The sequence below is a fragment of the Streptomyces roseifaciens genome (genome assembly GCF_001445655.1).
In the GTDB taxonomy this organism is placed as follows: Bacteria; Actinomycetota; Actinomycetes; order Streptomycetales; family Streptomycetaceae; genus Streptomyces; species Streptomyces aureoversilis.
Genome location: NZ_LNBE01000002.1, coordinates 1,093,218 through 1,119,013 on the forward strand (window position 1 = coordinate 1,093,218; position 25,796 = coordinate 1,119,013).

Annotated in this window: 3 protein-coding genes; 1 reads left to right on the plus strand and 2 read right to left on the minus strand. The window is 72.5% G+C overall.

What is annotated here, in order from left to right:
* Positions 1 to 586: 586 nt before the first annotated feature.
* Complete coding sequence (locus AS857_RS06085; RefSeq protein ID WP_058042042.1) at positions 587 to 778, minus strand: ferredoxin; 192 nt, start codon at positions 776 to 778, stop codon at positions 587 to 589.
* 13 nt (positions 779 to 791) lie between these two features.
* Complete coding sequence (locus tag AS857_RS06090; protein WP_245699604.1) at positions 792 to 1,862, minus strand: cytochrome P450; 1,071 nt, start codon at positions 1,860 to 1,862, stop codon at positions 792 to 794.
* Between the two features lie 491 nt (positions 1,863 to 2,353).
* Between AS857_RS06090 and AS857_RS06095 the strand changes: the two genes are divergently transcribed.
* A complete protein-coding gene (locus tag AS857_RS06095; RefSeq protein ID WP_058042044.1) occupies positions 2,354 to 25,777 on the plus strand; it encodes a type I polyketide synthase in 23,424 nt (7,807 codons plus the stop codon).
* The last annotated feature ends 19 nt before the right edge of the window (positions 25,778 to 25,796 follow it).

Below are 25,796 nucleotides of genomic sequence, written 5' to 3' on the forward strand. Positions count from 1 at the left end.
TGCGCCGCCGCTCCGCCGGCGACGGCGGTGCGCGGTGCGGTCACGCCCGGTCCCCGCCGTGAACGGCCCTCCTTGTGGCTAGGTGAGACGCGAGCGCTCCGACGCTTGTGGCGTTGGGATGAAATCGCTGGCCGATCGGCCGAATGGCCGAATGGCCGCAACCGTATGCTCCGGATGCGGTTGCTCCTCAACGAGGCATTGATTCTGTTCTCAAGGAGGTCGCTTTGTCCCTGCGAAGGATTTCTGTCCTGGGCGCTGTCAGTGGAGCGCTCATGTTGTCGGCCGTAGCCGTGGGTCATGCTGCTGGACACGCGGCTTCAGCCGATCCAGCAGATCCAGCCGAGATCGCCGGCGGGAACGGCGCGGCCAATTCCGAGGGGCGTGAGGTGTTCGTGCCGGTTCAGGCGGTCGGAATGCATCTCAACCCCCTCAGCCTGCTGATTCCCGGTGTGTGACACAGCGGCATCGCTGACCGGCTGACGGACGATGCGGACGGGGCGAGTAAGCGGACGTGCACGACGGAGGCCCCCTCGCCGGTCGTGGGATGAGGGAGCCTCTTCGGTTGCTCGATCGCGGCAAGCGGCGGTCACATGATGCTGATGACCGCCGTCGGGCACCGTACGACGGCCTCCTCCACCGCTGCCCGCTGTTCGGCGCCGGGGGTGGCGTCGAGGAGGATCACCGTGCCGTCCTCGTCGTTCTGGTCGAACACGTCGGGGGCGAGGAGCACACAGGTTCCCGCACCGCAGCAGAGGTCCTTGTCGATCTCGATCCTCATGACGGCCGCCTCCTCACCAGCGCACCGGCAGTCCGAGGACGCCGTACGTCACCATCATCTCCCGGGTGCCGACCTCTTCTGCCGGAACGGCGAGCTCCAGCCGGGGGAAGCGGCGCAGCAGTGACTCGTACCCGATGGAGAGTTCGAGGCGGGCCAGGTGGTGGCCCATGCACTGGTGGGGGCCGCTGCCGAAGGCCACATGACGGGTCGCGCCGCGACGGATGTCGAGGCTGTCGGGGTCGTCGAAGCCGAGCGGGTCACGGTTGGCCGCGGGGAGCGACACCGTGACGACCTCGCCCTTGCGGATGGACTGCCCCTCGAACTCGAAGTCCTCGGCGGCGACACGGATCGGGCCGATCTGCACCACGCTGAGGTAGCGCAGCAGCTCTTCGACGGCGTCGTCCATCAGGGACCAGTCGGCGCGCAGGGCGGCCAGCTGCTCGGGGTGGCGCAGCAGGGCGTAGGTGCCCAGCGCCAGCATGTTGGTGGTGGTCTCCAGCCCTGCGATGAGCAGGACGATCGTGATGCCGAGCAGCTCCTCGTCGGTCAGGTCGGTCTCGACGGTGAGCCGGCCGAGGATGTCCGGGCCCGGGTCCTTGCGTGCGGCGGCGATCAGGGCGTGCAGCATGCCGCCGAGCCCCATCATCGACTGCTGCATCTCCTCCCCGCTGCTGGAGAGGCTGAAGAGCACGTCGACGTGCTGCCCGAACTGCGCCCGGTCCGTCTCCGGCAGCCCGAGCAGCTCCGAGGTCACCAGGGTGGGCAGCGGCTTGGCGAAGGCCTGCACCAGGTCGACGGGCCCGTCCGCGCTCTCCATCTCGTCCAGCAGGCGGTCCGTCATCTCCTGGATCCGCGGCCGGAGTTCCCGCACCCGCCGGATGGTGAAGTGCTTGCTCAGCAGACGGCGGTAGCGGGTGTGCTCCGGCGGGTCCATGTTGACGAACATGCCCGGAGGAAGGGCGTCGGTGCTCAGCTCGGAGCCGGGCACCTTCACCGGGGAGCGCTTCCCGGCCGGCAGGGAGCTGAACCGGGTGTCGCCGAGTACGGTCCGCGCCGTCTGCAGGCCGGTGACCAGGCGGCCCATGTGCCCGTCGGGGTACTGCAGCGGGGTGATCGGGCATTCCTCGCGCGCTTGCGTGAAGGGCGCGGGCGGGTCGAAGGGGCAGCCCGAGGGGCGCGCCGTGGGAAAGGACCGTGCTAAGCGATTCTCGGCTTCTCTTGATTGCGTCATAGCGAAGAGACCTCTTCGTCAGAGGAAAAATGCGGGGAAGTTATACGGCCGATAACCATCCCACGGCGGTCCCTAGGGTTCTCCTTAGTGATGCGTCTCGGCTGCAGGTCTTCGCACATGCCGTCCGCTTGGGATTCCCCTAGACCTGATCGGCTACGGCTCCCGAACGCGGCCGTGGGAACGAAACTGGGGCCCACACCGCCACACCGCCACATGCTGCGGCCGGCCGACCGGCTATTGGGCCGGTCGGGTCGTCGGAGCCGTCGGAGCCGTCGGGCCGATCGCACGCGTTGCGGGATGGGGTGGTGCCTTTTCGTTCTCTGTGTGGGTGGGTGGAGCGCAATATGGTCGAGTCCGGGCTCAACGGATCGGGGAATCGCGCCGGTTCGGCGGTTCAGGCCGATGACATAGCTGTCATCGGTCTTGCCTGCCGGCTGCCCGGCGCCGCCGATCCGGCCGCCTTCTGGCAGCTGCTCAGCGAGGGCGCGGACGCGATCACCGATGTCCCCCCGGACCGGTGGGACGGGGCCGCGGTGGCCGACGCCGACCCGTCCGTACCGGGCAGGACCGACATCCGCCGGGGCGGATTCCTCGATCGCATCGGCCACTTCGACGCCGGGTTCTTCGGGCTTTCCCCCAAGGAAGCCGCTGCCATGGACCCGCAGCAGCGGCTCGTGCTGGAGCTGGCCTGGGAAGCGCTGGAGGACGCGCACGTGCGCGCCGGAACGCTGCGCTCCACCCGGACCGGAGTGTTCGTCGGCGCCATCTGGGACGATTACGCGACCCTGCACCACCGCTCCGGGCTCACCGCCATCTCCCCGCACACCGTCACCGGTCTGCACCGCAGCATCATCGCCAACCGGGTCTCGTACTTCCTCGGCCTGAACGGCCCCAGCCTGACGGTGGATTGCGGCCAGTCCTCCTCCCTGGTCTCCGTCCACCTGGCCTGCGAAAGCCTCCGCAAGGGCGAATCGACGATCGCGCTCGCGGGCGGGGTGAGCCTGAACATCGTCCCCGAGAGCACCCTGGGCGCCGCCAAGTTCGGCGGCCTGTCCCCGGACGGCCGGTGCTTCACCTTCGACGCCCGCGCGAACGGCTACGTCCGCGGCGAGGGCGGCGGCATCGTCGTCCTCAAGCCACTGGCCCAGGCCGTCGCGGACGGAGACCCCGTCTACTGCGTGATCCGCGGCAGCGCCGTCAACAACGACGGCGGAGGCGACGGGCTGACCGTGCCCCTGCAGTCCGGGCAGGAACAGGTGCTCCGCCTCGCCTACGAACGGGCCGGAGTCGACCCCGCCCACGTCGGCTACGTGGAACTGCACGGCACCGGCACCAAGGTCGGCGACCCGATCGAGGCGGCCGCGCTCGGCGCGGTGCTCGGCACCGGCGCCGGACGCGACCCCGAGCGGCCCCTGCGGGTCGGCTCGGCCAAGACCAACGTCGGCCACCTGGAGGGCGCCGCCGGCATCACCGGCCTGCTCAAGGCCGCCCTGTCGCTCCGCCACCGCGAACTGCCCGCCAGCCTCAACTTCGAGACCCCGAACCCGGCGATCCCGCTGACGCGACTGAACCTCCGGGTGCAGACCGAGCACGCCGCGTGGGACGCCCAGGACGACCGCCCGCTGCTCGCCGGTGTCAGCTCGTTCGGCATGGGCGGCACCAACTGCCACATCGTGCTGGCGGAACACCGCGCCGCGGCGGACGGGCAGGAACCCGCAGGGTCCGTGAGAGAGCCGGGCACGGCACCGACGCCGTGGCCGCTGTCCGCCAAGACCGCCTCCGGGCTGCGCGCCCAGGCCGCCGCCCTGCTCTCGTACGCCGAGGCGCACCCCGGCCTCGCCCTGCCCGACGCCGGCTGGTCACTGGCCACCGGCCGCACCACCTTCGAACACCGGGCCGTCGTCGTGGGCGAGAACCGCGACGACTTCCTGCGCGCCCTGCGCGAGCTGTCCACCGGAGGCATCGACGCCGCCCTGACCACGGGCCGCACCCGCCCGCGCGGCAAGCTCGCCTTCCTCTTCTCGGGCCAGGGCAGCCAGCGCGCCGCAATGGGCCGCGAACTGGCCGAGGCGTTCCCGGCCTTCGCCGCCGCGCTGGACGAGGTGTGCGCCCACCTCGACCCCCGGCTGCCGCGGCCGCTGCGCGAGGTGATGTTCGCACCCGAGGGCTCCGAGGAAGCGGCAGAACTCGACCGGACCCTCTACACGCAGACGTCGCTGTTCGCCGTCGAGGTCGCCCTGTTCCGGCTGCTGGAGAGCTGGGGCATCACCCCCGACGTGCTGATGGGCCACTCCGTCGGCGAACTCGCCGCCGCGCACGTGGCCGGCGTCCTCCCGCTCGCCGACGCCTGCGCCCTGGTCGCCGCGCGCGGCCGCCTGATGCAGGCGCTTCCCGCCGGCGGCGCCATGATCGCGGTCCAGGCCACGGAGGACGAGGCCCGCGCCCGCATCGGCGACCGCACCGACCGCGTGAGCATCGCCGCGCTGAACGGCCCGGACTCCGTCGTCGTCTCCGGTGACGAGGACCTCGTCACCGAGATCGCCGACGCCTTCGCGGCCCTGGGCCGCAAGACCAGCCGGCTGCGGGTCAGCCACGCCTTCCACTCCCCGCACATGGAACCCATGCTGGCGGAGTTCCGCCGCGTGGCCGAAGACCTGACCTTCCACGCCCCGCGCATCCCGATCGTGTCCAACGTGACGGGCCGGCTGTCCGCCGAGGGGAAGTACGAGGAGGAGTGCGAGGAGGAGTGCGAGGGGAAGTACGAAGGGGAGTACGAGGGGAGCACGGCCGACTACTGGGTCCGCCACGTCCGTGACGCGGTCCGGTTCGCCGACGGCGTCGCCCGCCTCGACGAGCAGGGCGTCCGCACGTACCTGGAGATCGGCCCCGGCGGTGTGCTGACCTCCATGGCCCGCACCAGTGCCGACGGCGACGCCCTGTTCGTGCCCGCCCTGCGCGCCCGCCGCCCCGAGGCACAAGCCCTGCTGGCGGCGGTCGCCTCGCTGCACGTCCACGGCGTGGAACCGGACTGGACCGCCCTGTTCGACGGGCGGGGCGCACGGAGCAAGGTCGCGCTCCCCACCTACGCGTTCGAACGGCAGCGATACTGGCTGGACAGTGCCGCCACGCCCTCCGCCGACACCTCCTGGGCCCCTGCCGCCCCGCAGCGGGAAGCGACCGCCGGGGCTGCGAGCGAGCCGGTGGGAGCCCTGGGCCGGCGGCTCGCCGGCCTGCCCGAGTCCGAGCGCGACGAAGCGGTGCTCGACCTGGTCCGCGCACACATCGCCGCCGTCCTCGGACACGCCGAAGCCCGCCAGGTCCAGGCCGAGTGGACCTTCAAGGACCTCGGCTTCGACTCGCTCAGCTCGGTGGAACTGCGCAACCAGCTCAGCGAGGCCACAGGGCTGCGCCTGCCCAGCGGACTCCTCTTCGACCACCCGACCCCTGCCGCCCTCGCCCGCCACCTCGGCGCGGAATCCCTGGGCGAGGGCGCGGCGGACGCCCTGCCCGGAACCGTCGCCGACCCCGACGAGCCCATCGCCATCGTGGCCATGAGCTGCCGTCTCCCCGGCGGCGTGCGCTCCCCGGAGGACCTGTGGCGGCTCGTCGCCTCCGGCGGCGACGCCATCTCCGGATTCCCGACGGACCGCGGCTGGGACGTCGAAGCGCTCTACGACCCGGAGCCCGGCACCCCCGGCAAGTCCTCGACGCGGCAGGGCGGCTTCCTCCACGAGGCAGCCGAGTTCGACGCCGGCTTCTTCGGCATCAGCCCCCGCGAGGCCGCCGCGATCGACCCGCAGCAGCGACTGGTCCTGGAGACCGCCTGGGAGGCCTTCGAACGCGCGGGCATCGACCCGGCCACGCTGCGCGGAAGCCGGGCGGGCGTGTTCATCGGCGCGACGGCACAGGACTACGGCCCCCGGCTGCACGAGCCTGTCGACGGCATCGAGGGCTACCTGCTGACCGGCACGACGACCAGCGTCGCCTCGGGCCGCGTGGCCTACTCGTTCGGCCTCGAGGGCCCGGCGGTCACGGTGGACACGGCGTGCTCGTCGTCCCTGGTTGCCCTGCACCTGGCCATCCAGTCGCTGCGCAGCGGCGAGTGCACGATGGCCCTGGCCGGCGGCGTGACCGTGATGTCCACGCCCGGCATGTTCGTGGAGTTCAGCCGCCAGCGCGGCCTGTCGGAGGACGGCCGCTGCAAGGCGTTCGCGGCCGGCGCGGACGGTACGGGCTGGGCCGAGGGCGTCGGCATGCTGCTGGTGGAGCGGCTCAGCGACGCCGAGCGCAACGGCCACCGGGTACTGGCGGTCGTGCGGGGCAGCGCGGTCAACCAGGACGGCGCCTCGAATGGACTCACGGCCCCGAACGGTCCTTCGCAGCAGCGGGTGATCCGGCAGGCCCTGGCCTCGGCCGGACTCGCGCCGGGCGACGTCGACGCCGTCGAGGCGCACGGCACGGGCACGCGGCTCGGCGACCCCATCGAGGCGGAAGCCCTCATCGCCGCCTACGGCCAGGAGCGGGACGGCGACCGGCCGCTGTGGCTGGGTTCGCTGAAGTCCAACATCGGCCACACGCAGGCCGCCGCGGGCGTGGCCGGCGTGATCAAGATGGTCATGGCCATGCGCCACGGTGTGCTGCCGCAGACCCTGCACGTCGACGAGCCGACACCGCACGTCGACTGGTCGGAGAGCGGCGTACGGCTGCTGACCGAGGCGGTGGAGTGGCCTGCGGGCGACCTGCCGCGCCGGGCGGCCGTGTCCTCGTTCGGCATCAGCGGCACGAACGCGCACGTCATCGTCGAACAGGCCGCGACGCGCGACGAGCCCGCCCGCGAGGTGACCGTTGCAGGACCGGTCCCGTGGGTGCTGTCGGCGAAGAGCGAGGCGGCGCTGCGGGATCAGGCGGACCGGCTGCTGTCGTTCATGGATGGTGACGGTGACGGTGCCGGGGGTACCGGTGGTACCGGGGTGGACCCGGTTGATGTGGGCTTCTCGCTGGCCACGTCCCGTGCGGAGCTGGAGCGCCGTGCGGTGGTCGTGGGTGGGGACCTTGCCGAACTCCGCGAGGGGCTGGAGGCGGTCGCCTCGGGTGCTGCTCCGGTGGGCGGCGTTGTCGGGGGCAAGGTCGGGTTCTTGTTCTCGGGGCAGGGGTCGCAGCGGATCGGGATGGGGCGCGAGCTGTACGCGGCGTACCCCGTCTTTGCTGCGGCCTATGACGAGGTGTGCGCGCTTCTGGATGCGCCGGTGGACGTCGAGTCGGAGGATCTGAACCAGACGGGTTCGACGCAGCCTGCGTTGTTTGCTGTTGAGGTGGCGCTGTTCCGGTTGCTGGAGTCGTGGGGCATCCGGCCGGATTACTTGGCCGGTCACTCCGTTGGTGAGATTGCGGCTGCTCATGTGGCGGGTGTGCTGTCGCTCGACGACGCGGCGAAGCTGGTGTCCGCCCGCGCTGCGTTGATGCAGGCGCTGCCTGCCGGTGGAGCGATGGTGGCTGTTCAGGCGACCGAGGACGAGGTGATGCCGCATCTGACCGACGGGGTCGGCATTGCGGCGGTCAATGGCCCGCAGTCCGTAGTGGTTTCCGGCGCGGAGGACGCTGTCCTCGCGATTGCCGAGGTCTTCAAGCAGCAGGGTCGCAAGACCTCCCGGTTGAAGGTCAGCCATGCCTTCCACTCGCCTCTCATGGACCCCATGCTGGAGTCCTTCGCCGAGGTCGTAGGCGGGTTGTCCTTCAGTGAGCCGCGGATTCCGGTGGTCTCCAACCTGACCGGCCGCCGGGCCGAGCCGTACACCCCCGAGTACTGGGTCCGGCACGTCCGCGAAGCGGTCCGTTTCGCCGACGGCATCCGTACCCTGCACGACCTGGGCGTGACCACCTTCGTGGAGATCGGTCCCGGCGGCGTCCTCAGCGCCCTCGCCCAGGGCTGCCTCGGCGACGAAGGCGATGACGTAGTCACCGTCCCCGCCCTGCGTGCCGACCGCCCGGAGCCGTACGCCATCGTCACCGCCGTAGGCCGGCTGCACACCCACGGGGTCTCCCCGGACTGGCAGGCGCTCTTCCCCGGCGCCCGCCGCGTCGACCTGCCCACCTACGCCTTCCAGCGCGAGCGCTACTGGCTCGATGCGCCCCAGGCGGCAGCCACCGGCGCACCGGAGGCGTTGGACGCCGAGTTCTGGGACTCGGTCGAGAGCGAGGACCGTGCCTCGCTCGGCGCGCTCCTGGGGCTGGAGCCCGCCGAACTGGACGTGGTGGCACCCAAGCTGTCCGCCTGGCGGCGGCAGCGGCGCGAGCAGTCCACCGCCGACGGCTGGCGTTACCGGATCACCTGGCAGCCGCTCGGCGACATCAGGGGTTCCGCTCCTTCGGGGACCTGGCTCTACGTGACTTCCGAGGAGAGCGCTTGGACCGAGGCGATCCACACCGGCCTGACGGAACTCGGCGTCGACCTCGTCCCGTTCGTCGTGGACGAGGACGCCGACCGTGACTCGCTGGCCCGGTCCCTGGCCGACGCCGGGCACGGACAGGCCGCCGGTGTCCTCTTCGCCGCGGCAGGAGCAGGAGCAGGAGCAGGGGCAGGGGCAGCGGCAGACACCGCTGCAGGCCCGGACGCCCTGCAGCGGCTCGTCCTCCTCGTCCAGGCCCTCGGCGACGCCGGGATCGAAGCCCCGCTGTGGTGCCTGACCAGCGGCGCGGTGTCGACCGGCACCTCCGACCCGCTCACCGACCCCGCCTCGGCCCGGATCTGGGGCCTGGGCCGCGTCGTCGCCCTGGAGCAGCCGCAGCGCTGGGGCGGCCTGGTCGACCTGCCCGCCGTACTCGACTCCCGCTCGCTGGAGCGGCTGGCCGGCCTGCTGACCCAGGCCGACGAGGACCAGCTCGCCGTGCGCGCATCCGGCGTGTCCGGCCGCCGTCTCGTACGTGCGCCGCAGAGCGCCGCACCGGCGGACGCGCCGTGGTCGCCGCGCGGCACCGTGCTCGTGACCGGCGGCACGGGTGCGCTCGGCGGGCATGTGGCCCGCTGGCTCGCCACCGCCGGAGCCGAACACCTGCTGCTCACCAGCCGCCGGGGCCCCGACGCTCCGGGCGCCGCCGAGCTCAAGGCGGAGCTGGAGGAACTGGGCGCTCGGGTCACCGTCGCCGCGTGCGATGCGGCCGACCGGACCGCGCTCGCCGAGCTGCTCGGCCGGCACACCGTGAACGCCGTGGTGCACACCGCGGGCGTGCTCGACGACGGCTTGGTCGAATCGCTCACGCCCGAGAGCCTGAACCGCGTGCTGCGTCCCAAGGCGGACGCCGCGCTCCACCTGCACGAGCTCACCCGGGACCGCCAGGACCTCGACGCTTTCGTCCTCTTCTCGTCGATGACCGGTGTCTGGGGCAACGGCGGCCAGGGCGCCTACGGTGCCGCGAACGCCTTCCTCGACGCCCTCGCCGAGCAGCGCCGTGCGCAGGGCCTGCCCGCGCTCGCCGTCGCGTGGGGGTCCTGGGCGGACGGAGGCATGGCCGACGGTGCCGCCGGCGACCACCTGCGGCGGCGCGGCGTCCGGGCGATCGCGGCGCTTCCCGCGATCTCCGTGCTGCACGGCGCGCTGACCCACGGCGAGACCTCCGTGACCGTCGCGGACGTGGACTGGGACCGCTTCGTCCCGGCCTTCGCCGGCACCCGCCCCTGCCCGCTGCTGCAGGGTGTGCCCGAGGCCCGCAAGGCCCTCGAAGTACGCGCCCGGGCTGCGCAGAGCACCGAAGTGCCCGCGTCCGCGCTGGTTCAGCGCCTCCTGGGCGGCACGCCGGGGGAGCAGGACCGCATTCTGCTGGACCTGGTCCGCGAGCAGGCCGCCACGGTGCTCGGCCACACGGGCAAGGGCGCCTTCGAGGCCGACCGGACGTTCCGCGAGACCGGCTTCGACTCGCTCACCGCCGTCGAGCTGCGCCACAGGCTCAACACGGCCACCGGCCTGAAGCTGCCCGCCACCCTGGTCTTCGACCACCCGACCCCCACCGCCCTCGCCCGCCACCTGCGCGAGGAACTCCTCGGCCGGCACGGGCTGGAGGCGGAGGCCGCGCAGGTGACGGCCGCCGCCGCGACCGACGAGCCCCTCGCGATCGTCGGCATGAGCTGCCGCTTCCCGGGTGGCGTCCAGTCGCCGGAGGACCTGTGGGAGCTGCTGCGCTCCGGCCGGGACGCGGTGTCCGGCTTCCCCACCGACCGCGGCTGGGACATCGACTCGCTCTACGACCCCGACCCCGACCGGTCGGGCAGGACGTACGCGCGTGAGGGCGGCTTCATCGAGGGCGCCGACCGCTTCGACGCCGCCCTCTTCGGGATCTCGCCGCGCGAGGCGCTGGCCATGGACCCGCAGCAGCGCCTGCTGCTGGAGACCGCGTGGGAGGCCTTCGAACGCGCCGGCATCGCCCCCGCGTCCGTCCGCGCCAGCCGCACCGGCGTCTTCATCGGCACCAACGGCCAGGACTACGCCAACGGGCTGCGCAACGCACCCGAGGAGATCGAGGGGTACGCGCTCACCGGCAAGGCGGCGTCGGTCGTCTCCGGCCGCATCTCCTACACGTTCGGCCTCGAGGGCCCGGCGGTCACGGTCGACACGGCCTGCTCGTCCTCGCTCGTGGCCCTCCACCTCGCCGCGCAGGCACTGCGGAGCGGCGAGTGCACCATGGCCCTGGTCGGCGGCGTCACCGTCATGACCACGCCGGACCTCTTCGTGGAGTTCAGCCGTCAGCGCGGTCTGTCGCCGGACGGCCGCTGCAAGGCGTTCGCGGCCGGTGCCGACGGCACCGGGTGGGGCGAAGGCGTCGGCCTGCTGCTGGTGGAGCGGTTGTCCGACGCCCGGCGCCACGGGCACCAGGTGCTGGCAGTGGTCCGCGGCAGCGCGGTCAACCAGGACGGCGCGTCCAACGGTCTGACCGCCCCGAACGGTCCTTCACAGCAGCGGGTGATCCGGCAGGCGCTGGCCTCGGCCGGACTCACGCCTGCCGACGTGGGCGCCGTCGAGGCGCACGGCACGGGCACCAAGCTGGGCGACCCGATCGAGGCGCAGGCGCTGCTGGCGACGTACGGTCAGGAGCACTCCGACGACCGGCCGGTGTGGCTGGGGTCGGTCAAGTCGAACATCGGTCACACGCAGGCTGCGGCGGGTGTCGCCGGCGTGATCAAGATGGTGATGGCGATGCGGCACGGTGTGCTGCCGCAGACCCTGCACGTGGACGAGCCGACCGCGCACGTGGACTGGTCGGCGGGCGCGGTGCGGCTGCTGACCGAGGCGGTGGAGTGGCCCGCGGGCGACCTGCCGCGCCGGGCCGCGGTGTCGTCCTTCGGCATCGGCGGCACCAACGCGCACACGATCATCGAGGAGGCGCCCGCGGAAGCCGAGGCGGAGCCGGCCGCGGAACACCGCCCGGTGCCCGTGCCGTGGGTGCTGTCGGCGAAGAGCGAGGCGGCGCTGCGGGCACAGGCCGAGCGTCTGCTGGCCTCCGCAGCCGACGACGTGTCGCCGGTCGACGCCGGATTCTCGTCGGCCACCACACGATCGGCACTGGAGCACCGGGCCGCGGTGATCGGCACCGACGCGGCCGAACTGCGGGCGGGCCTGGAGGCCCTGGCAGCGGGAGAACCGGCGGCCAACGTCGTTGCGGGGCGCGCGCACCCGGCGGACAAGGTCGGGTTCCTGTTCTCGGGTCAGGGCTCGCAGCGGATCGGCATGGGGCGCGAGCTGTACGCGGCGTACCCGGTGTTCGCTGCCGCCTACGACGAGGTGTGCGCACTTCTGGATGCGTCGGTGGACGTCGAGTCGGACGAGTTGAACCAGACGGGTTCGACGCAGCCTGCGCTGTTTGCTGTCGAGGTGGCGCTGTTCCGCCTGCTGGAGTCGTGGGGTGTGCGGCCGGATTACGTGGCCGGTCACTCGGTGGGTGAGATCGCTGCGGCTCATGTGGCGGGTGTGCTGTCGCTCGCCGACGCGGCGAAGTTGGTGTCGGCGCGTGCTGCGCTGATGCAGGCGTTGCCCGCCGGCGGTGCGATGGTGGCGGTCCAGGCCACCGAGGAGGAAGTCCTCCCGCACCTGACCGGACAGGTCGGTATCGCGGCCGTCAACGGCCCGCGGTCCGTGGTGGTCTCCGGCGCGGAGGACGCTGTCCTCGCGATCGCCGAGGTCTTCAAGCAGCAGGGCCGTAAGACGTCCCGCCTGAAGGTGAGCCACGCGTTCCACTCGCCGTTGATGGACCCGATGCTGGAGGCCTTCGCCGAGGTCGTCCGCGGTCTGACCTTCAGCGAGCCGCGGATCCGGGGGGTCTCCAACCTCACCGGCCGCCTGGCCGAGCCGTACACCCCCGAGTACTGGGTCCGCCACGTCCGCGAGGCCGTGCGCTTCGCCGACGGTGTCCGGACCCTGCACGACTCGGGTGTGACCACCTTCGTGGAGATCGGTCCCGGCGGCGTCCTCAGCGCCCTCGCCCAGGGCTGCCTCGACCACGTAGGCGATGACGTCGTCACCGTCACCATCCCCGTCCTCCGCGCCGACCGCCCCGAGCCGCAGGCGATCGCCACCGCGTACGCCCAGCTGCACGTCAGCGGCGTCGAAGTGGACTGGCACGCCTTCTTCCCGGGTGCTCGCCGCGTCGAGCTGCCCACGTACGCGTTCCAGCGCGAGCGCTACTGGCTCGACGCCCCCGCCTCCGCCGGTGACATGCGTGCGGTGGGCCAGGGCGAGGCCGGTCACCCGCTGCTCGGTGCCGCCGTGCCGCTGGCCGACGGCGACGGGCACCTGCTCACCGGGCGCCTCTCGGCGCACACGCACCCGTGGCTGGTGGATCACGCCGTGAACGGGGTCGTCCTGCTGCCGGGAACCGCGTTCGTCGAGCTGGCGATCACCGCCGCCGACGCCGTGGGCTGTGACCTGCTGGAAGAGCTGACGCTGGAGACACCGCTGCTCGTGCCCGGGCGCGGCGGCGTCGCCCTGCAGGTGCGCGTCGGCGCCGACGACGGCTCCGGCCGCAGGCCGCTGACCGTGCACTCGCGGATCGACGACGCGGACGCGTACGCCCACGAGGACGAGTCCGAGCGGACGTGGGTCCGGCACGCATCCGGCTTCCTGGCCGTCGCCACGGGCCCGGTGGACGGCTCGCTCGCCGCCTGGCCGCCCGCGGGCGCCGAGCCTGTCGACGTCGATGGCTTCTACGACCGCCTCGCGGGCATGGCGCTGGACTACGGCCCCGTCTTCCAGGGGCTGCGTGCCGCCTGGCGGAGCGGGGACGACTTCTTCGCCGAAGTGGAACTGCCCGGCGCCGAGCGGACGGCCGCGGGCGCGTACGGCCTGCACCCCGCGCTGTTCGACGCGGCCCTGCACACCGTCTGGCTGGGGGCGGTCGAGCCCGAGGCCGGGACGGGGAACGGCCTGCTGCCGTTCGCCTGGAGCGGCGTGCGCCTGGCGGCCGCCGGAGCCTCCGTCCTGCGGGTGAAGGTCTCGCGCGCCGGCACCGGCACCTCCACGGTGTCGTTGGTGCTGGCCGACGGCACCGGCGAGCCGGTCGCACAGATCGACTCCCTGACGCTGCGCCCGGTCCCCGCCGACCAGCTGCGCGCCGGTTCCGGTGGCGACGACTCGGTCTTCGGCCTGGAGTGGACACCGGTCAGCCTGCCGACGGCGCCGGACGGCATGAGGATCGTCACGTACGAAGACCTAGCCGCGCTGCAGGCCGCAGGCGCGCTGCCGGACGCCGGCACCGACGCCGTGGTCGTACCGTGCCCGACCGGAGCCGGTACGGACATCGCAGCCCGGGTCCGCGAGGTCGGCAATGCCGTGCTGGAGCTGGTGCAGTGGTGGCTCGCCGAGGAACGCCCGTCGCGGCTGGTGCTGGTGATGCGTACGGGAGACCTCGCCCAGTCGGCGGTCCGCGGGCTGGTGCGCTCGGCGCAGAGCGAGAACCCCGACCGCATCGTGCTGGTCGAGACCGATGCCGACGCCAATGCCGGCAGCGGTGACGATGCCCGTCTCGCCGGGCTGTTGCCCGGCCTGATCGCCTCCGGCGAGCCGCAGGCCGCGGTGCGCGCGGGCGAGGTCCTGGTGCCGAGGCTGGTGCGCATTGCCGCGCCGGAGACGGAGACGGAGCTCCCGGATCTCGGTTCCGGCACCGTCCTGCTGACCGGCGCGTCGGGTGGACTGGGTGGACTGTTCGCCCGGCACCTGGTCGCCGAGCACGGTGTCCGCAGCCTGCTGCTCGTCAGCCGCCGCGGCGGGGACGCACCCGGTGCGGCCGAGCTCGCCGCCGACCTGACCGGGCAGGGCGCCGAGGTCACCTGGGCCGCCTGCGACGTGGCCGACCGCGAGGCCGTCCGCGAACTCCTGGCCGGGCAGAGCCTGTCCGCGATCATCCACACCGCCGGTGTCCTGGACGACGGAATCATCGGTTCGCTGACTCCCGAGCGGCTGGACGGCGTGTTCCGCCCCAAGGTGGACGCGGCGCTGAACCTGCACGAACTGGCCGGTGAGCTGACCGGCGACCTGTCCGCGTTCGTGCTCTTCTCCTCCGTGGCGGGCACCCTCGGCACGCCGGGCCAGGGGAACTACGCCGCCGCCAACACCTTCCTCGACGCCCTCGCCGAGCACCGCCGTGCCCAGGGCCTGCCCGCCACCTCGCTGGCGTGGGGCCTGTGGGCGCAGGACAGCGAGAGCGCGATGACCGGCGGCCTCGATCACACCGATCTCACGCGCATCAAGCGGATGGGTCTTGCCGCGATCCCGCCGGCGGACGGCCTGCGGATGTTCGACGCGGCCCTGGCCACCGGGCGGGCGGCCGTCGTCCCGATCCGGCTCGACACCTCCGCCTTCCGCGACGGACAGGGGCAGCAGCCCGTACCGGCGGTCCTCCGCGGCCTGGTCAGGGTTGCGCCGGTCCGGCGCGCGGCATCGGCGGCGAGGGCGGCATCGTCCTCCCTGGGCCAGCGGCTGGCCGGGCTGCCGGCGGCCGAGCGCGAGCAGGCGGTACTGGAGCTGGTGCGTACCGAGGTCGCCGCCGTGCTCGGGCACGCCGGCGCCCAGGCGGTCGGCGCGGACGACTCGTTCAAGGAAATCGGGTTCGATTCGCTGACCGCCGTCGAACTGCGCAACCGCCTCAACTCGGCCGTCGGCATGCGCCTGCCCGCCACACTGATCTTCGACTACCCGAACCCGCTCACCCTCGCCCGCTTCCTCACCGCCGAAGCCGCCGGCTCCGGCGAGACGGCGACCGTGCCGGCGACCGTCTCCACGGCCACCGGTGCGGCCGACGAGCCGATCGCGATCGTGGGCATGGCCTGCCGCTACCCCGGTGGCGTGCAGTCGCCCGAAGACCTGTGGCAGCTGGTGTTCTCCGGCCGCGACGCGGTGTCGGGCTTCCCCGAGGACCGCGGCTGGGACGTCGAGAAGCTCTACGACCCGAACCCCGACCAGTGGGGCACCAGCTACACCCGAGAAGGCGGCTTCCTGCACGACGCGGCCGAATTCGACGCCGAGTTCTTCGGGATCTCGCCGCGCGAGGCGCTGGCGATGGACCCGCAGCAGCGGTTGCTGCTGGAGACGTCCTGGGAGGCGTTCGAGCGGGCCGGCATCGACCCGGCCTCGGTGCGGGGCAGCAGGACCGGTGTCTTCGCCGGCGTGATGTACCACGACTACGGCGGCCGCGTGCACACCTCGCCGGCCGGCCTTGAGGGCTACCTCGTCAACGGCAGCGCGGGCAGCGTCGCTTCGGGGCGCGTCTCGTACACCTTCGGCCTCGAAGGCCCGGCGGTCACGGTCGACACGGCCTGCTCGTCCTCGCTCGTGGCACTGCACCTGGCGACCCAGGCCCTCAGGAGCGGCGAGTGCTCGATGGCCCTCGTCGGCGGCGTCACGGTGATGGCCTCCCCGGCCGTGTTCGTGGAGTTCAGCCGCCAACGCGGCCTGTCGGCGGACGGCCGGTGCAAGGCGTTCGGGGCCGGCGCGGACGGTACGGGCTGGGCCGAGGGCGCGGGCATGCTGCTCGTGGAGCGGCTGTCGGACGCCCGGCGCAACGGGCACAAGGTACTGGCCGTCGTTCGCGGCACCGCGGTGAACCAGGACGGTGCGTCCAACGGTCTGACCGCTCCGAACGGTCCGGCACAGCAGCGGGTGATCCGGCAGGCGCTCGCGAACGCCGGTGTCTCCTCGGACCAGGTCGACGCGGTCGAAGCACACGGCACGGGTACGAAGCTGGGCGACCCGATCGAGGCGCAGGCGCTGCTGGCGACGTACGGCCAGGAGCGGGACAGTGACCGGCCGCTGTGGCTGGGGTCCCTGAAGTCCAACATCGGTCACTCGCAGGCTGCTGCGGGCGTCGGCGGTGTGATCAAGATGGTCATGGCGATCCAGCACGGTGTGCTGCCGCAGACCTTGCACGTGGACGAGCCGACGCCGCACGTGGACTGGTCCGCCGGTGAGGTGCGACTGCTGACCGAGGCGGTCGAGTGGCCCGCGGGCGACGCGCCGCGACGAGCGGCAGTGTCCTCGTTCGGCGTGAGCGGTACGAATGCGCACGTGATCGTCGAGCAGGCACCTGCCACGGCCGAGTCGTCCCCGGCCCTGTCTCCGGCCCCGACCTCGGACTCGGATGAGGTGGTGCCGTGGGTGCTGTCGGCGAAGAGTGAGGCGGCGCTGCGGGATCAGGCGGACCGGCTGCTGTCGTTCATGGATGGTGAGGGTGCCGGTGGTATCGGCGGTACCGGTGGTACCGGGGTGGACCCGGTTGATGTGGGCTTCTCGCTGGCCACGTCCCGTGCGGAGCTGGAGCGCCGTGCGGTGGTCGTGGGCGGGGATCTCGTGGAGCTCCGGCGGGGGCTGGAGGCGATTGCTTCCGGTGCTGATGCGGTGGGCGGTGTTGTCGGGGGCAAGGTCGGGTTCTTGTTCTCGGGTCAGGGTTCGCAGCGGCTGGGGATGGGGCGCGAGTTGTATGCGGCGTACCCCGTCTTTGCTGCGGCGTATGACGAGGTGTGTGTGCTTCTGGATGCGCCGGTGGATGTTGATGCTGAAACGCTTCATCAGACCGGGTGCACCCAGCCTGCGTTGTTCGCTGTTGAGGTGGCGCTGTTCCGCCTGCTGGAGTCGTGGGGCGTGCGGCCGGATTACGTGGCCGGTCACTCGGTGGGTGAGATTGCGGCTGCTCATGTGGCGGGTGTGCTGTCGCTTGAGGACGCGGCGAAGTTGGTGTCGGCGCGTGCTGCGTTGATGCAGGCGCTGCCCGCGGGTGGGGCGATGGTGGCGGTCCAGGCGACTGAGGACGAGGTGATGCCGCATCTGACCGACGGGGTCGGTATTGCGGCGATCAACGGCCCGCAGTCCGTCGTGGTCTCCGGTGTGGAGGAAGCGGTCACCGCGATCGCCGAGGTCTTCACGCAGCAGGGCCGCAAGACGTCCCGGTTGAAGGTCAGTCACGCGTTCCACTCGCCGTTGATGGACCCCATGCTGGACGAGTTCGCCGAGGTCGTAGGCAGGCTGTCCTTCAGCGAGCCGCGGATTCCGGTGGTCTCCAACCTCACCGGCCGTCTCGCCGAGCCGTACACGCCGGAGTACTGGGTTCGGCACGTCCGCGAGGCGGTCCGTTTCGCCGACGGCATCCGTACCCTGCACGACCTGGGCGTGACCACCTTCGTGGAGATCGGTCCCGGCGGCGTCCTCACCGCCCTCACCCAGGGCTGCCTCGACGGCGACGATGTCGTCACCGTCCCCGCCCTCCGCGCCGACCGCCCCGAGCCGTACGCCATCGTCACCGCCGTCGGCCGACTGCACACGTACGGCGTCTCCCCGGACTGGCAGGCGCTCTTCCCCGGCGCCCGCCGCGTCGACCTGCCCACGTACGCGTTCCAGCGCGAGCGCTACTGGCTTGACGTACCCCAGGCCCCCGGTGACGTCCGGGCGGCCGGTCTGGGGGCGGCGGACCACCCGCTGCTCGGTGCCGCGATCGCGACCGCCGACAGCGACGGGGTCCTGCTCACCGGGCTGCTCTCCCTCGAAAGCCACCCGTGGCTCTCCGACCACGCCGTGAACGGGACCGTTCTGCTGCCCGGCACCGCGTTCGTCGAGCTGGCGGTCCGGGCGGGCGACGAGGCCGGATGCGGATGGATCGAAGACCTCACGCTGGAACTTCCCCTGGTCGTGCCCGAGCGCGGCAGCGTCACCCTTCAGGTGGCGGTCGGCTCGGAGGACGAGTCCGGCCGGCGGCAGCTGAGCGTGCACTCGCGCGTCGAAGACGGTTCCTGGGTGCGGCACGCGACGGGTGTGCTGTCCTCGGCCGAGGCGCCGCCAGCTGCGGACGTCGGCGCCTGGCCGCCCGTACACGCGGAGGCCGTCGATCTGACCGCGTTCTACGCCGACATGGCTGCTGCGGGCCTGGAGTACGGCCCGGTCTTCCAGGGCCTGCGGTCGGTGTGGCGCAGCGGGGACGAGGTCCTCGCCGAGGTCGCCTTGCCCGAGGGCACGGAAGCGGGCACGTTTGCTCTGCACCCGGCGCTGCTGGACGCTGCTCTGCACGCCCTGGCCGCCGGTGGGCTGGTTTCGCTGGGCGACGGGCCGGTCCTGCCGTTCGCATGGTCCGGTGTCGCTCTGCATGCGGCCGGTGCGGCCATGGTGCGGGTGAAGCTGTCGCGGACGGGCACCGGTTCGGTGACGCTGGCCGTGGCAGACGGCGCCGGTGATCCGGTGGCCTCGGTCGAGTCGTTGTCGCTGCGTGCCGTATCGGCGGAGCAGCTGCGCGGTGCCGGTGACGGCGACCGGCTGTTCGGGGTGGAGTGGACGCCGTTCACACTGCCCGCGACATCCGACTCCGACGCGCTGGTGATCGAGTCCTTCGCGGACTTCGACGCACTGCGGGAACCGGAACCGGAACCGGAACCGGAAGGGGCACAGGCACCGGACGTCGTCGCCGTGCCGTGCCCGACCGGGGCCGGCGTGGACACGGCCGCCCGGGTCCGTGAAGTCACCAGTGCCGTGCTGGAGCTGGTGCAGTGGTGGCTGGCGGAGGAGCGTCCGGCGCGTCTGGCGTTGGTGACTCGTCCCGGCGACCTGGCTCATGCTGCGGTGTGGGGGCTCGTACGGTCCGCGCAGTCGGAGAACCCGGACCGGATCGTGCTGGTGGAGGCGGAGGACATCGACGCGGCGATCCGCGTGCTGCCCGCCGCGATCGCTTCCGGTGAAGCGCAGTTCGCGGTGCGCGGCCAGGACGTGCTCGTACCGCGCCTGGCGAAGGCCACCGGGGCGGGCGCTGGCACGCCGGACGTCGGCACGCCGGACTTCGGCTCCGGCCCTGTCCTGCTGACCGGTGCGTCCGGTGCGCTGGGCGGGCTCGTCGCCCGGCACCTGGTCGCCGCCCATGGTGTCCGTAGCCTGCTGCTGCTCAGCAGGCGGGGCGCGGAGGCGCCCGGTGCCGCCGAGCTGGAGGCCGAGCTGGCCGCAAGGGGCGCCGAGGTGCGCTGGGCGGCCTGCGACGTGGCCGACCGGGACGCCCTCGCCGGTGTGCTGGCCGGGACACCGGTGACGGCCGTGGTGCACACGGCCGGCGTCCTCGACGACGGCGTGATCGCCGCGCTGACCCCGGAGCGCATGGACGCGGTGCTGCGCCCGAAGGTCGACGCCGTGCTGAACCTCCACGAGCTGACGGGCGACCTGTCGGCGTTCGTGGTCTTCTCGTCGGTGTCCGGAATCCTGGGCAGCGCCGGGCAGGGCAACTACGCGGCGGCGAACACCTTCCTCGACGCCTTCGCCGAAGCCCGCCGTGCCCAGGGCCTGCCCGCCACCTCACTGGCGTGGGGCCTGTGGGAGCAGGGCAGCGGCATGGCCGACCGGCTCGACCAGGCGGACCTCACCCGACTCAAGCGGGTGGGCCTGGCCCCGATAGCGGTCGACGAGGGACTGCGGCTGTTCGACGCGGCACTGGCCCTGGACCGGGCGACCGTCGCCCCGCTGCGGCTGGACCTCGGCGGCCTGCAGGGCACGGTGCCCTCGGTGCTGCGAGGGCTGCGCGGCCCCGTGCGGGGCACCGCGCGGCGCGCCGCGCAGGCCGCACCGAAGGGATCCTTGGGTCAGCGGCTGGCCGGGCTGCCGGAGGCCGAGCGCGAGCAGGCGGTGCTGGACCTGGTCCGTACCGAGGTCGCCGCCGTGCTCGGGCACGCCTCGGTCCAGGCCGTGCAACCCGAACACGCCTTCCAGGAGGCCGGTTTCGACTCCCTCACCTCGGTGGAACTGCGCAACCGCCTGAACACGGCGACCGGGCTGCGGCTCCCCGCGACCATGGTCTTCGACCACCCGACGCCCGCCGCGCTCTCCCGTTTCCTGCTGGCCGAGACGCTGGGCGTCCAGGAGCAGTCCGAGGCCGCGGTCGCCGCGGTCGCCGGGACGGACGAGCCGATCGCGATCGTGGGCATGGCCTGCCGCTTCCCCGGTGACGTACGGTCGCCCGAAGACCTGTGGCGCCTCGTCGCGTCCGGCGGCGACGCGATCTCCGGTTTCCCCGAGGACCGCGGCTGGGACGTCGAGAACCTCTACGACCCCGACCCCGACCGCTCCGGCAAGTCCTCCGTGCGCCACGGCGGCTTCCTCCACGAGGCGGCCGAGTTCGACCCCGCCTTCTTCGGGATCTCGCCGCGTGAGGCGCTGGCGATGGACCCGCAGCAGCGGTTGCTGCTGGAGACGTCCTGGGAGGCGTTCGAGCGGGCGGGCATCGACCCGGCCTCGGTGCGGGGCAGCAGGACCGGCGTCTTCGCCGGTGTGATGTACCACGACTACGGCGGGCGGGTGAAGACGGCCCCGGAGGGCATGGACGCCTACCTGGGCAGTGGCAGCGCGGGCAGCATCGCGTCGGGCCGCGTCTCGTACACCTTCGGCCTCGAAGGCCCGGCGGTCACGGTCGACACGGCCTGCTCGTCGTCCCTGGTGGCGCTGCACCTGGCGACCCAGGCCCTGCGCACCGGCGAGTGCTCGATGGCCCTCGTCGGCGGCGTCACGGTCATGGCGACTCCCTCGACGTTCGTGGAGTTCAGCCGCCAGCGCGGCTTGTCGGCGGACGGCCGGTGCAAGGCGTTCGCCGCAGGTGCGGACGGTACGGGCTGGGCCGAGGGCGCGGGCATGCTGCTCGTGGAGCGGCTGTCGGACGCCCGGCGGAACGGGCACCAGGTGCTGGCGGTGGTTCGCGGTACCGCGGTGAACCAGGACGGTGCGTCCAACGGTCTGACCGCTCCGAACGGTCCGGCACAGCAGCGGGTGATCCGGCAGGCGCTGGCGAACGCCGGTGTGTCCTCGGACCAGGTCGACGCGGTGGAGGCGCACGGCACGGGCACGCGGCTCGGCGACCCGATCGAGGCGCAGGCGCTCATCGCCACGTACGGCCAGGAGCGTTCCGAGGACCGGCCGCTGTGGCTGGGGTCCCTGAAGTCCAACATCGGTCACGCCCAGGCTGCTGCGGGCGTCGGCGGTGTGATCAAGATGGTCATGGCGATGCAGCACGGTGTGCTGCCGCAGACGCTGCACGTCGACGAGCCGACGTCGCACGTGGACTGGTCGGCGGGCGCGGTGCGGCTGCTGACCGAGGCGGTGGAGTGGCCTGCGGGCGACCTGCCGCGGCGAGCAGCGGTGTCGTCGTTCGGTATCAGCGGCACCAACGCCCACGTGATCGTCGAGCAGGCGCCTGCCACGGCCGAGCCGTCCCCGGTCTCGGACGCGGATGCGGTGGTGCCGTGGGTGCTGTCGGGCAGGACCGAGGCGGCGCTGCGGGCACAGGCGGAACGCCTGCTGTCCCTGACCTCGTCCTCCTCGGTGACGGATCTGCGGCCGGCCGACGTCGGTTTCTCGCTCGCCACCACGCGCTCGGCCATGGAACACCGGGCTGCCGTCGTGGGGGAGAGCCGGGACGAGCTCCTGGAAGGGCTCCGTGCGCTGGCCGCAGGGTCCCCGTCCGCCCGGGTCGTCGTGGGCGAGACGGGCGCTGGAGGCAAGGTCGGGTTCTTGTTCTCGGGGCAGGGTTCGCAGCGGATCGGCATGGGGCGTGAGCTGTACGCGGCGTACCCGGTGTTCGCTGCCGCTTACGACGAGGTGTGCACATATCTGGATGCGCCGGTCGACGTCGAAGCTGAAACGCTTCACCAGACCGGATGCACCCAGCCCGCGTTGTTCGCGGTCGAGGTGGCGCTGTTCCGGCTCCTTGAGTCCTGGGGCGTGCGGCCGGATTACGTGGCCGGTCACTCGGTCGGTGAGATTGCGGCCGCGCATGTGGCCGGGGTGCTGTCCTTGGAGGACGCGGCGAAGCTGGTGTCCGCCCGTGCCGCGTTGATGCAGGCGCTGCCGGTCGGCGGTGCGATGGTTGCCGTTCAGGCCACCGAGGACGAGCTCCTGCCGCACCTCACCGAGCAGGTCGGCATCGCGGCGATCAATGGCCCGCATTCCGTCGTGGTCTCCGGTGCCGAGGACGCTGTCCTCGCGATCGCGGAGGTCTTCAAGCAGCAGGGACGCAAGACCTCCCGGTTGAAGGTCAGCCACGCCTTCCACTCGCCGTTGATGGACCCCATGCTGGATGCCTTCGCCGAGGTCGTAGGCGAACTGTCCTTCAGCGAGCCGCGGATCCCGGTGGTCTCCAACCTCACCGGCCGCCTGGCCGAGCCGTACACCCCCGAGTACTGGGTCCGGCACGTCCGCGAAGCGGTCCGCTTCGCCGACGGCATCCGCACTCTGCACGACCTGGGCGTGACCACCTTCGTGGAAATAGGCCCCGGCGGCGTCCTCACCGCCCTCACCCAGGGCTGCCTCGACAACGAAGACGACGACGTCGTCACCGTCCCGGTCGTACGCGCCGATCGTCCCGAGCCGCAGGCTGTCGTCACCGCGCTCGCCGAACTGCACACCTACGGCGTCTCCCCGGACTGGCAGGCGTTCTTCCCGGATGCCCGCCGCGTCGAGCTGCCCACGTACGCCTTCCAGTACGAGCGGTTCTGGCTGGAGGTGCCCGAGGAGTTCACGGGCAGCGCTGCTGCCACCGGGCTCGGGCTGGGTGCGGCCGAGCACCCGTTGGCGGGTGCGGCGGTCGCGCTGCCGGGCGCCGGCGGGTTCCTGGTCACCGGGCGGCTCTCGCTCAAGACCCACCCCTGGCTCGCCGACCACACGGTCATGGGCAGTGTGCTGCTGCCTGGTACCGCGCTCGTGGAGCTGGCGGTGCGTGCGGGCGACGAGGCCGGTTGTGCGCAGATCGAGGACCTGACGCTGGAAGCGCCGCTGATCGTCCCGGAGCGCGGCGGTGTGGCCGTGCAGGTGTGGGTCGGTGCCGAGGAGGAGCCGGGCCGGCGCGCGCTGAGCGTGCACTCGAGGCTGGAGGATGCTTCGGACGAGGCGCCGTGGGTGCGGCACGCGGTCGGCTTCCTCACGGATGCGCCGTCCGAGCCGCCGCACGGCGCGGACGGCGGCGCGTGGCCGCCGGCGGGGGCGGAGGCCGTCGATCTGACGGGGTTCTACGAGGGCCTGGCCGAACTCGGCCTGGGCTACGGCCCGGTCTTCCGGGGTCTGCGGTCGGTGTGGCGCAGCGGGGACGACGTCCTCGCCGAGGTCGCCCTGCCCGAGGGCACGGAAGCGGGCGCGTTCGCCCTGCACCCGGCGCTGCTGGACGCGGCGCTCCATGCGATCGGCGCGGGCGGGCTCGTCCCCGTCGTCGACGGGCCGCTGCTGCCCTTCGCCTGGTCCGGGGTGGGTGTGCGGGCCGCCGGGGCGACGTCGCTGCGGGTCAGGGTCGCGCGGACGGGCACCGACGCGGTGTCGCTGACCGTGGCCGATGCCGCCGGTGGGCTGGTGGCCACGGCCGGCTCGCTGTCGCTGCGCCCGGTGTCGCGGGAGCAGCTGCTCAAGGCGGGTGGCGCCGGCGGTCGTGCCGACGACTCGCTGTTCGGTCTCGCGTGGCAGCCGGTGGCCCTCACCGGGACTGCCGCAGGGCTCGACGTACAGGATCTCGACGTGCAGGATCTCGACGTACAGAGCGATATACGCACTTACGCCGACCTGGCCGCTCTGTCCGCCGAACCGGCCCTTGCCGATGTCGCGGTCGTGCCGTGCCCGGCAGCGTCCGGGCCCGGTACGCACACCGCCGAGCGTGTGCACGCCATCGTGAGCGAGGTTCTGGAGCTGGTGCAGTGGTGGCTGGCGGAGGAGCGTCCGGCGCGTTTGGCACTGGTGACGCGTCCTGGTGATCTGGCTCATGCCGCGGTGTGGGGTCTCGTGCGGTCTGCGCAGTCGGAGAACCCGGACCGGATCGTGCTGGTGGAGGCGGAGGACATCGACGCGGCGATCCGCGTGCTGCCCGCCGCGATCGCTTCGGGCGAGCCGCAGTTCGCGGTGCGCGGCCAGAACGTGTTCGTACCGCGCCTGACGAAGGCCGCGGGGGCCGCCACCGAGGGCGGAGACGTGCCGGACCTCGCCGACGGCACCGTCCTCGTGACCGGTGCCTCCGGGTCGCTGGGCGCGCTGGTCGCCCGGCACCTGGTGTCGGAGCACAAGGTGCGCCGTCTCCTGCTGGCGAGCCGCCGGGGCGCGGAGGCGCCCGGTGCGGCCGAGCTGGAGGCCGAGCTGGCCGCATGGGGCGCCGAGGTGCGCTGGGCGGCCTGCGACGTGGCGGACCGGGGCGCCGTCTCGGAAATGCTGGCCGGGCTCGGCGGCAATCCGCTGTCGGCGGTCGTGCACACCGCGGGCGTTCTCGACGACGGAGTCGTCGCCTCGGTCACACCGGAGAGGTTGCGGGAGGTGTTCCGGCCCAAGGTGGACGCCGTGCTGAATCTGCACGACTGCACCCGGGAAATGGACCTGGCCGCCTTCGTGGTGTTCTCGTCCGTCGCCGGAATGGTCGGCAGCGCCGGTCAGGCGAGCTACGCGGCGGCGAATTCCTTCCTCGACGCCTTCTCGGTGTACCGCCGTGCCCAGGGCCTGCCCGCCATTTCGCTGGCCTGGGGCGTGTGGGAGCAGTCCGGTGCGATGACGGACGGCCTCGCCGAGGCCGACCGGGCGCGGATGGCGCGCAGCGGCGTGCTGCCGCTGCCGCCGGAGGAGGGGCTGCGGCTGTTCGACGCGGCACTGGCCTCGGACGCGGCGGTGCTCGCCCCGGTGCGCATCGACACCGGTGCGCTGCGTGCCGGTGAAGCTCCGGCGGTGTTGCGCGCTCTCGTGCCGGCTGCGGCCCGGAGGGCGGTGCAGGCCGCTCCTGCGCCGTCCGTGTCCTCGCTGGCGGACCGTCTGGAGGGGCTGCCGGAGGCCGAGCGGGACAAGGCCGTGCAGGACCTGGTCCGGGCCGAGGTGGCCGCGGTCCTGGGGCACGCGTCGGCCCATACGGTCCGGCCGGAACACGCCTTCCAGGACCTGGGATTCGACTCGCTGACGGCCGTCGAACTGCGCAACCGGCTGAACAAGGCCACCGGGCTGCGGCTCCCGGCGACGCTGGTCTTCGACTACCCGACACCCGCTCTCCTCGCGCGTCATGTGCTCACGGAGACGGCCGGGGCGGCCGAACCAGCCCTAGTGGATTCCCTACTTGCTGACCTGGACAGGGTCGAACAAGAATTGGTCACGAAGTTGTCAGAGAGTGAAGCTCGCGACCGGATCCTGTCGAAGCTCCAGGCTGTATTGGCGATTGCCGGTGAATCCGGCACGTCGCCGGTACCGGAAGGCCCTGGAACGGGCAGCGATTTGGAATCGGCCACGGACGACGAAGTATTCGATCTGCTCGGCAAGGAATTCGGGATCTCCTGACCGTTCCGGTTCCGGTGCG